Annotated in this window: 10 protein-coding genes; 2 read left to right on the forward strand and 8 right to left on the reverse strand. The window is 61.2% G+C overall.

The window, feature by feature from the left end; genetic code table 11:
- Nucleotides 1–39: 39 nt before the first annotated feature.
- From purF to lrp, 7 genes are all read right to left on the reverse strand, one after another.
- Entirely contained in the window at nt 40–1560 is a 1521-nt protein-coding gene (gene purF / locus J9892_RS13940) for an amidophosphoribosyltransferase (protein ID WP_041215287.1), read from the reverse strand.
- 18 nt (nt 1561–1578) lie between these two features.
- Nucleotides 1579–2070, reverse strand: a complete 492-nt coding sequence (locus J9892_RS13945; protein WP_048207538.1) for a CvpA family protein — start codon at nt 2068–2070, stop codon at nt 1579–1581.
- Nucleotides 2071–2245: 175 nt separating this feature from the next.
- Nucleotides 2246–3541 (reverse strand): serine--tRNA ligase, encoded by a 1296-nt coding sequence (gene serS, locus J9892_RS13950; protein ID WP_010674521.1) that lies wholly within the window; start codon nt 3539–3541, stop codon nt 2246–2248.
- 280 nt (nt 3542–3821) lie between these two features.
- Nucleotides 3822–5159 (reverse strand): replication-associated recombination protein A, encoded by a 1338-nt coding sequence (locus tag J9892_RS13955; RefSeq protein ID WP_041201597.1) that lies wholly within the window; start codon nt 5157–5159, stop codon nt 3822–3824.
- 67 nt (nt 5160–5226) lie between these two features.
- Nucleotides 5227–5835, reverse strand: coding sequence for an outer membrane lipoprotein chaperone LolA (gene lolA / locus J9892_RS13960; protein WP_039039163.1), 609 nt, complete (start codon nt 5833–5835; stop codon nt 5227–5229).
- A 77-nt stretch (nt 5836–5912) separates the two neighbouring features.
- On the reverse strand, nt 5913–8417 hold the full coding sequence (locus J9892_RS13965) for a DNA translocase FtsK 4TM domain-containing protein (RefSeq protein WP_029314440.1): 2505 nt from the start codon (nt 8415–8417) through the stop codon (nt 5913–5915).
- A 189-nt stretch (nt 8418–8606) separates the two neighbouring features.
- Nucleotides 8607–9098, reverse strand: coding sequence for a leucine-responsive transcriptional regulator Lrp (gene lrp, locus J9892_RS13970; RefSeq protein WP_005300047.1), 492 nt, complete (start codon nt 9096–9098; stop codon nt 8607–8609).
- Nucleotides 9099–9248: 150 nt separating this feature from the next.
- Between lrp and ald the strand changes: the two genes are divergently transcribed.
- Together ald and trxB are read left to right on the forward strand one after the other, a co-directional pair.
- Nucleotides 9249–10364 carry an alanine dehydrogenase gene (gene ald, locus J9892_RS13975; RefSeq protein ID WP_010674517.1) on the forward strand — a complete coding sequence of 372 codons (1116 nt, stop codon included), beginning with the start codon at nt 9249–9251 and terminating at the stop codon, nt 10362–10364.
- 183 nt (nt 10365–10547) lie between these two features.
- On the forward strand, nt 10548–11498 hold the full coding sequence (gene trxB / locus J9892_RS13980; protein WP_010674516.1) for a thioredoxin-disulfide reductase: 951 nt from the start codon (nt 10548–10550) through the stop codon (nt 11496–11498).
- Between the two features lie 48 nt (nt 11499–11546).
- On the opposite strand, the gene J9892_RS13985 is transcribed toward trxB, so the two are convergent.
- The coding region (locus J9892_RS13985; protein ID WP_210537842.1) for a transposase at nt 11547–11687 on the reverse strand (141 nt) is incomplete at its 5' end.

The raw sequence follows: 11687 nt of genomic DNA on the forward strand, positions 1-11687 counted from the left end.
GCCCCCCTGTTGTTCATCACGCTGGCAATCTGAAAACGTTTAACTGCCTTCGTTGAAGATCTCGAGGTTGCTGGTCCCTTCCTGCCACTCGCGCACGGCCTTGTTGTCGTCGCTGCGCAGGGCATTGAGGTGGTCCAGATAACCCTGATCCACGTCGGAGGTGACGTAGTGGCCGTTGAAGACCGAGGTCTCGAAGTGGCGCAGCTCGGGGTTGATCTCCCGCACCGCCTCTTCCAGATCTTCCAGATCCTGGAAGATGAGGCCGTCAGCACCGATAAGCTTGCACACCTCTTCCACTTCACGACCATGGGCAATGAGCTCGTTGGCGGTGGGCATGTCGATGCCGTAGACGTTGGGGAAGCGAATTTCCGGCGCGGCCGAGGCGAAGTAGACCTTGGCGGCCCCCGCTTCACGGGCCATCTGGATGATCTGCTCGGAGGTGGTGCCCCGCACGATGGAGTCGTCCACCAGCAACACCTTCTTGCCCTTGAATTCGGAGCTGATGGCGTTGAGCTTGCGGCGCACCGACTTCTTGCGCTGGGTCTGGCCCGGCATGATGAAGGTACGGCCGATGTAGCGGTTCTTCACGAAGCCCTGACGGTACGGCAGGCCCAGGGTGTGGGCGATTTCCAGCGCCACGTCGCAGGAGGTCTCGGGGATGGGGATGACCACGTCCACGTCGAGATCGTCCCACTCCCGTGCGATCTTCTGGCCCAGCTTGCGACCCATGTTGAGGCGGGCGGCATAGACGGAGACCTTGTCGATGAAGGAGTCGGGACGGGCGAAGTAGACGTATTCGAAGATGCAGGGGTTCATCTGCGGGCTTTCCGCACACTGCTCGGAGAAGAGCTGGCCCTGCTCGGTGATGTAGATGGCCTCGCCCGGAGCGACGTCACGCACCGTCTCGAAGCCGATGGCGTCGAGGGCCACGCTCTCGGAGGCGAGCATGTACTCCACCTGCCCCTGCTCGTCGACCCGGCGACCCAGGATCAGCGGGCGAATGCCGTTCGGGTCACGGAACCCGATGAGGCCGTGGCCGATCACCAGAGAGACCACGGCATAGGCGCCGCGGATCTGCTGGTGCACCTTGCGCACCGCCGAGAAGATATCTTCCGGGCGCAGCGCCATCTTGTCGCACAAGTCCAGCTCGTGGGCCAGCACGTTCAACAGCACTTCGGAGTCCGAGGTGGTGTTGATGTGACGGCGGGCCACCTTGAACTGCTGCTCCTTGAGCTCCTTGGCGTTGGTGAGGTTGCCGTTGTGGGCCAGCACCATGCCGTAGGGGGAGTTCACGTAAAACGGCTGCGCCTCTGCCGCACTGGAGCTGCCTGCGGTGGGATAACGGACGTGTCCGATGCCGATATTCCCTTTCAGGCGCTGCATGTGGCGCACTTCAAACACATCCTTCACCAGACCGTTGGCCTTGCGTTGCCGGAAGTTTCCACTGTCAATGGTCACGATCCCGGCGGCATCCTGTCCCCTGTGCTGCAACACCGTCAAGGCGTCGTAGAGGGCCTGATTGACGGGAGTGGTGCCAACTATACCGACAATACCGCACATGTCTTTGCTACCTCGAAGTCACTGTACCTGTTGAAGAAAACTGGACGAGTTCATCATGAACCCGAAAAACCACTGGATCACCGGCTTGAACTCCGGCACCAGCCTGGACGCCATCCACCAGTCGCTCTGGGAGAGGCTGGTGAAGGTGTCCATGAAAAACAGCAGGGCGCTGACGATCAGCACCCCGCGAATGGCGCCAAAACAGACCCCGAGCACCCTGTCTGTGCCGGAAAGCCCGGTCTTTTCCACCAGCAGGCCCACCACGTAGTTCACCACGCTCCCCAGGATCAGGGTCGCCACGAACAGGGCGGCGATGGCCAGACCGTTGCGAACCATGGCATCAGAGAAAGAGGTGAAATAGACGGCGAGATCGGGATAGAAATGGCTGGCAATGAAAAAGGCGACGAACCAGGTGACCAGAGACATGGCCTCCTTGAGAAAGCCGCGCACCAGGCTGATGAGGGCGGAGAAACCGACGATGCCGATGATGGCGTAATCAATCCAGACCATAGAAAAAGATGTCCTGCGAAATTGCGGCGCAGTCTAACAAAAACGATTGCGCAATGCTTGATAAAATTGTGTTACAGGCCCGAAGGGAGCTATCCCTTCCCCTTGCGGCGGGTTTCCCGGGCCCAGAATGCACAACGCCATGGCATGCCATGGCGTTGTCGTCTGCAACGAGCGCTTACCCGATGTGGGTCAGGCCGCCCATGTAGGATTGCAGCGCAGCCGGGATGGCGATGCGGCCATCTGCCTGCTGGTAGTTCTCGAGCACGGCCACCAGGGTACGACCCACCGCCAGACCGGAACCATTCAGGGTGTGAATGAGCTGCGGCTTGCCGTCGATGCGCACGCGAGCCTGCATGCGGCGCGCCTGGAAGTCGGTGCAGTTGGAAACGGAGGAGATCTCGCGATAGGTGTTCTGGGCCGGCAGCCACACTTCCAGATCGTAGGTCTTGGCGGCGCAGAAGCCCATGTCACCGGTGGAAAGCGCCATCACGCGATACGGCAGCTCCAGCAGTTGCAGCACCTTCTCGGCGTGACCCACCATCTCTTCCAGGGCATCCCAGGATTTTTCCGGGTGCACCAGTTGCACCATCTCGACCTTGTCGAACTGGTGCATACGGATGAGGCCACGGGTATCACGACCGTAGGAGCCCGCTTCGGAGCGGAAGCAGGGGCTGTGGGCGGTCATCTTGATGGGCAGCTCCTGCTCGTCGAAGATCTCGTCACGGGCCATGTTGGTGAGCGGCACTTCGGAGGTCGGGATGAGGGAGAACTTGCGCACCTTGCCTTCGTCTTCCCCTTCCCCTTCGATGCCGGTATTGAAGAGATCCTGGGAGAACTTGGGCAGCTGGCCGGTGCCGTACAGGCTGTCCGGGTTGACCAGATAGGGCACGTAGCACTCGGTGTAGCCGTGCTGCAGGGTGTGCAGGTCCAGCATGAACTGGGCCAGGGCGCGGTGCAGACGGGCAATCTGGCCCTTCATGACCACGAAACGGGCGCCGGAGAGCTTGACGCCGTTCTTGAAGTCGACCCCCTTGGCCGCCTCACCCAGATCGATGTGATCGCGTACCGGGAAATCGAACTCACGCGGGGTACCCCAGCGGCGGACCTCCACGTTGTCGTTCTCGTCACGGCCCACCGGGGCGGTCTCGCTCGGCAGGTTGGGGATGGCGTCGGCGATCCCCTTGAGCTGGGCCAGCAGGGCCTCCAGCTCGACCTTGCTGGTCTCGAGCTCGTCGTTGATCTTGGTCACCTCGGCCTTGAGGGGGGCAACATCTTCACCACGACGGGCAGCCTCACCGATGGACTTGGAGCGGGCGTTGCGCTCGGCCTGCAGCTCCTGGGTGCGGGACTGCAGATCCTTGCGTTTCTCTTCCAGAACATTGACCGCCGCTACGTCCAGAACGTAGCCACGTGTCGCCAGACGAGCGGCAGCTTCGGTGATGTCGCTGCGCAGATATTTGGGATCCAGCATGGTTTACCTACTTTTTTTAATGGGATCTGGGCCCGGGTCATCGTGACCGGGTTGGGAAACAGATCCGGAAGTTAACATCGGTTGGCGCACCCCTTTGCCTTCGGAATCGGGCCTTCGAAATCAAGAAGATGGTGCAAGGCCAAGACAACCGGGGTCAGACGGGCAGTGTAGCAGACCGCCCCCCCGCCCGAACAGGGACTATTACGCCCGTTTTTGCCGGGCCCCCCTCCCCTGATGCCTTTGCCGTGCGCTTTCCGGGCAAGGGGCTTGAAGGTCTTTCCTATCGCTTGCGCGGGCTCTGCTTGTCCAGCTCGTGCAGATAGTCGAGCTTCTGGGCTATCTGCTTCTCAAGCCCCCGCTCGGTGGGTTGATAGTACTGCTTGCCGGCAAGCTCCGGGGGGAAGTACTGCTCGCCGGCGGCATAGGCCCCCGGCTCGTCGTGGGCGTAGCGATATTCGGCGCCGTAGCCCAGCTCGCTCATCAGCTTGGTCGGTGCATTGCGAAGGTGCGGTGGCACCTCGAAGTCCGGCAGGTTCTTGGCGTCGTGAAGCGCCGCCTTCCAGGCGGTGTAGACCGCATTGCTCTTGGGGGCGCAGGCGAGGTAGACGATGGCCTGGGCGATGGCCCGCTCCCCTTCCGCCGGGCCGATGCGATGGAAGCAGTCCCAGGCCGAGAGCGCCACCTGCATGGCACGGGGATCGGCGTTGCCCACGTCTTCCGAGGCAATCGCCAGCAAGCGGCGGGCGATGTAGAGGGGATCGCAGCCGGCGCTCACCATGCGGGCATACCAGTAGAGGGCCGCATCCGGTGCCGAGCCGCGAATGGACTTGTGCACCGCCGAGATGAGGTCGTAGAAGTGATCGCCGCCCTTGTCGAAACGGGCCACGTGCTCCCCCACCACGGCGGCGAGCAGGGTACTGTCGATCACCCGCGCCCCTGAGCTGTCGGCCTCGGCCATGTCGGCCAGGAGCTCCAGATAGTTCAGAGACTTGCGCCCGTCCCCGTCCACCGCTTTCGCCAGCGCCTCCTTGGCCCCGGGGGCAAAGCGCAGGCTAGGGTCATTGAGGCCGCGCGGGTCCTGCATCGCCTGATCGATCATGGCGAGGATGTCATGCTCCTCCAGCCTCTTGAGCAGATAGACCCGGGCCCGGGAGAGCAGCGCATTGTTGAGCTCGAACGAGGGGTTCTCGGTGGTGGCGCCGATGAAGGTGATGGTGCCGTCTTCGATGTGGGGCAGGAAGACATCCTGCTGGCTCTTGTTGAAGCGGTGGACTTCATCCACGAACAGGATGGTGCGCACCCCGCGCCACCCGTTCTCCTTCGCCTTGTCGAGGGCGGCGCGGATCTCCTTGATGCCGGAGGTGACCGCCGAGAGCCGCTCCACCTCCGCCTGGCAGTAGTGGGCAACCAGTTCTGCCAGCGTGGTCTTGCCGGTGCCGGGGGGGCCCCAGAGGATCATGGAGTGGCAGTGCCCCGCCAGGATCGCTTTTCGCAGGGGCTTGTCCGGCCCCAGGATATGCTGCTGGCCGATGTACTGCTCGAGGGTTTGCGGCCGCATCCGGGCCGCAAGCGGACGAAAGTCCGAGGAGAAATCCAGGGATAAATTGCTCATCTGCATTGACCTTGCATCTGACCGGTCATAAACAACGCCCGGTCAGACGATAACGCCGGTAACGGCTGGCTCATCAGCGCTGGTCGTCCAACTCGACCCCCTTCGGGATCTTGAAGACAAATTCGTTGCCCTTGAGCACCGGCTTGCGGTTGAAGCTGCTCAGGGTGAACTCGCTCCACTGGCCCTGGGCCTCTTTCACGTCGAAGCGACTGATGTTGTTCTGACGGTCGAAGGTGATGCGAAAGGAGGCGATCAGCTCGTCCTTGTTGCGGCTGGTGACGGTATAGACATCCCCTTCCTGGGTCACGTCATAGTTCTTCCAGAGGCTGTTGTCGTTGCCCGCGATGAGCACGAAGGGGGTGTTGAGCACCGCATCCTTCATCTTGAGAGCGGTGACCTGCTCGACGAAGGGGTCGTACACCCACACATCCTTGCCATCGGCCACGATCAGGCTCTCGTCCGGGGAGGTAGTGTGCCAGTTGAAGCGGTTGGGTCGCTGCACCAGCAGGGAGCCGCTCGCCTTTTGCAGCTCCTTGCCCTTGCTGTCATAAACGGTCTGGGCAAATGTCGCGGAGAAGACATTGACGGAGGAGAGCTTCTCCTTGAGATCGCTGGCCGCATCGGCCCACACCTGGCTGCTGGCAACCAGCAGAATGGAACCCATCAACAGTTGTTTTTTCATCAGGCTCTTCATAGGGAGGTTCTCGATAAAAGGCCACGCCCGCAAAGGGCATGGCCAGAATGATACAGGAGTTAGGCTTAGTCACGAACCGGCGGCGGTGCCAGCACGTCGCGCTGGCCGTTGCCACCCGGGGCGCTGACGATGCCCTGGTTTTCCATCTGCTCGATGAGACGGGCCGCCCGGTTGTAACCGATCTTGAACTTGCGCTGGACGCTGGAGGTGGAGCCACGGCGGGATTCCACCACGAAGGCCACCGCCTCGTCGAACAGGGGATCGAGCTCTTCATCGCCGCCCCCGCCGAAGTCGCCACCGCCGCCCTCGCCGTCCGACTCGCCGGAGAGGATCTCGTCGATGTAATCCGGCTCACCACGCAGTTTCCAGTCCGCCACCACCTTGTGTACCTCGTGGTCATCGACGAAGGCACCGTGGACACGGGTGGGGTTGGAGGTGCCGGCAGGCATGTAGAGCATGTCACCCATGCCGAGCAGGGATTCGGCGCCCCCCTGGTCCAGGATGGTGCGCGAATCGATCTTGCTCGACACCTGGAAGGAGATACGGGTCGGGATGTTGGCCTTGATGAGGCCGGTAATGACATCCACCGACGGACGCTGGGTCGCGAGGATAAGGTGAATACCGGCCGCCCGCGCCTTCTGGGCGATACGGGCGATAAGCTCCTCCACCTTCTTGCCGACGATCATCATCATGTCGGCAAACTCGTCCACCACCACCACGATGTGGGGCAGCTTTTCCAGCTCCGGCGGCATCTGATCCATGGAGTCGCCCGGACGCCACAGGGGGTCGACCAAGGGATCCCCCGCCTCGATGGCGGCCAGCACCTTGTCGTTGTACCCCTTGAGGTTGCGCACCCCGACCGCGGACATCAGCTTGTAGCGACGCTCCATCTCGCCTACGCACCAGCGCAGGGCGTTGGCGGCATCCTTCATGTCGGTGACCACCTCGGTCAGCAGATGCGGAATCCCTTCATAGACCGAGAGCTCCAGCATCTTGGGGTCGATCATGATGAAACGCAGATCCTCGGGGGAGGATTTGTAGAGCATGGAGATGATCATGGTGTTCACCCCCACCGACTTGCCCGAGCCCGTGGTACCCGCCACCAGCAGGTGGGGCATCTTGGCGAGGTTCACCACCACGGGTTCCCCCGCGATGTCCTGACCCAGCCCCATGGTGAGCGGATTGCGGCTGGCCGCGAACGCCTCGCAGTCCAGGGTCTCCCGCAGGTAGACGGTCTGGCGTACCCGGTTGGGCAGCTCGATCCCGACGAACGTCTTGCCCGGGATCACTTCCACCACCCGCACGCTGCTGGCAGAGAGAGAACGGGCGAGATCCCGGGAAAGATTGGTGATCTTGCTCGCCTTCATGCCCGGCGCCAGGTCCAGTTCGAAGCGGGTAATGACGGGACCGGGATAGACGCCCACCACCTTGGCCTGCACGTTGTAATCGGCGAGCTTCGCCTCCACCAGCCGGCCCATGCGCTCCAGCTCGTCCTTGCTCATCATCTGGGTCTTGGCGGGCGGCCTGTCCAGCAGATCGATGCTCGGCAAAGGGGCCAGACCGGGCTGGGGACGGCGCTTGGCTTTCACCGGAGCAGCGGCAACGGGAGCATCGGGTTCGTCATCCCCCTCCGCCCAGGGCAAGTCGAGGTCATCTTCTTCCTGGCGCACGGCGGGACGCGGACGGCCATTGGCCACGCGCTTGCCCTTGGCGGCAGGCGCCGGAGCCTCGTCCTCTTCGTCGTCAAACTGCGGATCGAACTGGAAGGTGTCTTCGTCAAGCTCCGGCAGCCATTCGTCAGCTTTTGTCTTTTGAGCGCGATTCTTCGCCTTGGGGTTGCGTGTCCAGCTGCTGTGGGGGTCTTCGTCATCCTCTTCCTGATCGAAGCTACCCACGCCCCCTTCCAGCAGGGGATCCGGCCCCTCATAGCGAGGCTGGCGCCAGCCACCGGTGAGCCAGCGGCCCAGAGTGGTGGGGAAATGGTAGATGGCGCTGACAGAGCCGGTGCAGGCGGCACCGATGCGCTCGACAATGGTGAGCCAGGACCAGCCGGTAAAGAGGGTGATGCCGGTCGCCACGAAGCAGAGCAGCATCAGGTTGGCCCCCACGCCGCCAAACAGCGGCACCACGGCGGAGGCGATCACATCCCCCACCAGGCCGCCGGCGGAAAAGTTCTGCAAGTCGTTGAAGTTCATGCTGGCGATGGCGGACATGCCAAGCACCGTCAGCACGAAGCCGATGATCCGTACCGACAGGGTGAGGTAATCCACTTCCAGCAGCTTGCTCGGGCGCCAGAACAGGCTCCAGCCAAGCAGCACTACCAGGGGGGGCACCAGATAGGAGAAGGCCCCGAAGGTAAACATGGTGATGTCGGCGAGCCAGGCACCGGCGCTGCCCGCGAGGTTTTTCACCTCCCCTTGCCAGGAGGTTTGCGACCAGCCGGGATCGGCGGGATGGTAGGTCAGCAGGGCAAGCAAAAGATAGGCAGCCATCAGGGTGATGGCGATCAAGACGGCCTCGAAGATCCGTTGTGTACCTGATAAAGGAGTAAACAGCTTTTTATCGGCCAAACTCCGGCTCCTTTGTGAAAACATGAATGCGGGGATAGGGGGCCTAGTATCCCTGAAAAGCCCACCGATTGTCAGCCAGTGCCTGAGGGCGGGCCTGAAACTCTCTATAAGAAGAAACGAGCGGACCGGCCGCTCGTTTCTGACTATCGTGACTCGTCATGGAACTTGCAAGTCACAGCACAACCCCGCTTATCGGGTGCTGATCACCAGACGACTGCTCTGTTTGACCTCTTCCATCACCACGTAGGTGCGGGTGTCGTTGACGCCCGGCAGACGCAGCAGGGTTTCACCCAGCAGGCGGCGGTAAGCGGACATGTCGCTGACGCGGGTCTTGAGCAGATAGTCGAAATCACCGGACACCAGATGGCACTCCTGGATCTCTTCGAGCACCTGAACAGCCTTGTTGAACTGCTCGAACACATCGGGGGCGCCACGATTGAGGGTAATTTCCACGAACACCAGCAGAGACGCGTCCAGATAATGAGGGTTCAGAATGGCGGCATATCCTTCGATATACCCTTGTCGCTCCAGGCGACGAACCCGTTCCAGACACGGTGTGGGACTCAGGCCAACTCGTTTGGACAACTCAACGTTCGAAATCCTGCCATCCTTTTGCAGTTCATTCAGAATGTTGCGGTCAATCCTGTCCAAATCCTTTAGCCGACTCTTAGCTTCCATCATTTAATTCCATCCTTTGGCTATTTTTTGGTAAGAATCACCAGTCATTTTATAATAATGGTCACAAATCCTGTCAATACCTGAATATACTAGGCGCAAATGTCGCTTAACATCTAGGCAACATAAACCACCAATCGATAGACGAGGGATAGCATGATTATCGGTGTACCTAAGGAAATAAAAAACCATGAATATCGCGTAGGCATGGTTCCGGCCAGTGTACGTGAACTGACAGCACGAAACCATACTGTTTTCGTCCAAAGCGGCGCAGGAAATGGCATTGGGTTCAGTGACGCAGATTATCTGGCTGCCGGAGCCGAGATCCTAGCCTCCGCTGCCGAAGTTTTCGCCAAGGCGGAGATGATCGTCAAGGTCAAGGAACCCCAGGCAGTGGAACGGGCCATGCTGCGTCCCGGCCAGACCCTCTTTACCTATCTGCATCTGGCGCCGGACCTGGCCCAGACCCAGGATCTCATCGACAGTGGTGCCGTCTGCATCGCCTATGAAACCGTCACAGACGGTCGTGGCGGTCTGCCCCTGCTGGCCCCCATGTCGGAAGTGGCCGGACGCATGTCTATTCAGGCCGGAGCCCAGGCACTGGAGAAATCCCGTGGCGGCAGCGGCGTGCTGCTCGGCGGTGTGCCCGGTGTGGAACCGGCCAAGGTGGTGATCATCGGTGGTGGTGTGGTGGGCTCCAACGCAGCCCGCATGGCCGTCGGCCTGCGTGCCGACGTCACCATCCTCGACAACAACGTCGATACCCTGCGCCGTCTCGACAGCGAGTTCCAAGGGGCTGCCAAGGTGGTCTACTCCAACCGCGAGACCCTGGAGCGCCATCTGCTGGCGGCGGACCTGGTCATCGGCGGCGTGCTGGTACCTGGCGCCACTGCGCCAAAACTTGTCAGCCGTGACCACATTGCTCGCATGAAACCCGGTGCAGCCATCGTGGACGTGGCCATCGACCAGGGCGGCTGTGTCGAGACCTCCCATGCCACCACCCATGAAGATCCCACCTTCATCGTCGACGAGGTGGTGCACTACTGCGTGGCCAACATGCCGGGTGCCGTGGCGCGGACCTCCACCGTGGCCCTGAACAACGCCACCCTCCCCTTCATCATCAAGCTGGCCGAACAGGGCTATCGCAACGCTCTGCTCGCCGATCCCCACCTGTTGCACGGCCTGAACGTGATGGCGGGCAAAATCACCTGCAAGGAGGTTGCCGTGGCCCACAACCTGGCTTACACGGATCCCCTGACCCTGCTGAACTGATCGCGTCCCTGCAAAGGGAGGTAGATGAGTGAAAATCCGCCCGCGATGGGCGGTTTTTTTATGCCTGCCATCCCCGGCTCACCCCTCTTGCTGGCGATTGCCCCAATCGATGCGCTGGCCTTTGACCACGGATCACGAATTACCTACAATCGCGCAAACTCATCACGTCTCGGAAATCACATCATGAGCCAAGTCACTCACAGCAAACTGCTGATCCTGGGATCCGGTCCGGCAGGTTACACTGCGGCCGTCTATGCCGCTCGCGCCAACCTCAATCCCCTGCTCATCACCGGCATGCAGCAAGGTGGTCAGCTGACCACCACCACCGAAGTGGAAAACTGGCCAGGGGACGCGGAAGGGCTGACCGGCCCGGCCCTGATGGAGCGCATGAAAGAGCATGCAGAGAAGTTCGATACCCGCATCCTCTTTGATCATATCAATGAAGTGACGCTGACCGAGCGTCCCTTCCGCCTCAAGGGGGACAACGGTGAATACACCTGCGATGCGCTGATCCTCGCCACCGGTGCCTCCGCCAAATATCTGGGTCTGCCCTCCGAAGAGGCTTTCAAGGGCCGCGGCGTCTCCGCCTGCGCCACCTGTGACGGCTTCTTCTACCGCAATCAGGAAGTGGCAGTGGTCGGCGGCGGCAACACCGCCGTGGAAGAGGCACTCTATCTGGCCAACATCGCCAAAAAGGTGCACCTCATCCATCGCCGCGACGAGTTCCGCGCCGAGAAGATCCTGATCAAGCGCCTCAACGACAAGGTCGAGAGCGGCAATATCGTCCTGCACACCCATCAGACCCTGGACGAAGTACTGGGTGACGACATGGGCGTCACCGGCGTGCGCCTGCGCAGCACCCGGGATGACACCACCTCCGAGCTGCCGCTGATGGGGGTCTTCATCGCCATCGGTCACCAGCCCAACACCCAGATCTTCGAAGGGCAGCTGGCGATGGAAAACGGCTATCTGAAAGTGCGTGGCGGACTGGAAGGGTTCGCAACCCAGACCAGCATCCCGGGCGTGTTCGCCGCCGGCGACGTGGCCGACCACGTCTACCGCCAGGCGATCACCTCCGCAGGGACCGGCTGCATGGCCGCCCTCGATGCTGAGCGATATCTGGACGCACAATAATCGGAAGGATATAAAGGGCATGCCAGTTGGCATGCCCTTTTTTATGGTTCATCGCGGCTTTCCGGGGAAGGCCGCCTTGATTTTCAGAAAAAAGTATTCTGAGTCCCTAAATCCATATGCCATGCGCTTTATCACTTTGATCTTGTTGTTCACCCCTTCCAGCACACTCGTGTGCATCGGGTAGTTTGC

The sequence above is a fragment of the Aeromonas sp. Prich7-2 genome, assembly GCF_017939255.1.
GTDB classification, from domain to species: Bacteria; Pseudomonadota; Gammaproteobacteria; order Enterobacterales; family Aeromonadaceae; genus Aeromonas; species Aeromonas caviae.

Excerpts from the sequence above, each read along its gene's own strand:
- purF (WP_041215287.1), bottom strand. The coding sequence starts at position 1,560 with ATGTGCGGTATTGTCGGTATAGTTGGCACCACTCCCGTCAATCAGGCC.
- J9892_RS13945 (WP_048207538.1), bottom strand. The coding sequence starts at position 2,070 with ATGGTCTGGATTGATTACGCCATCATCGGCATCGTCGGTTTCTCCGCC.
- serS (WP_010674521.1), bottom strand. The coding sequence starts at position 3,541 with ATGCTGGATCCCAAATATCTGCGCAGCGACATCACCGAAGCTGCCGCT.
- J9892_RS13955 (WP_041201597.1), bottom strand. The coding sequence starts at position 5,159 with ATGCAGATGAGCAATTTATCCCTGGATTTCTCCTCGGACTTTCGTCCG.
- lolA (WP_039039163.1), bottom strand. The coding sequence starts at position 5,835 with ATGAAAAAACAACTGTTGATGGGTTCCATTCTGCTGGTTGCCAGCAGC.
- lrp (WP_005300047.1), bottom strand. The coding sequence starts at position 9,098 with ATGATGGAAGCTAAGAGTCGGCTAAAGGATTTGGACAGGATTGACCGC.
- ald (WP_010674517.1), top strand. The coding sequence starts at position 9,249 with ATGATTATCGGTGTACCTAAGGAAATAAAAAACCATGAATATCGCGTA.
- trxB (WP_010674516.1), top strand. The coding sequence starts at position 10,548 with ATGAGCCAAGTCACTCACAGCAAACTGCTGATCCTGGGATCCGGTCCG.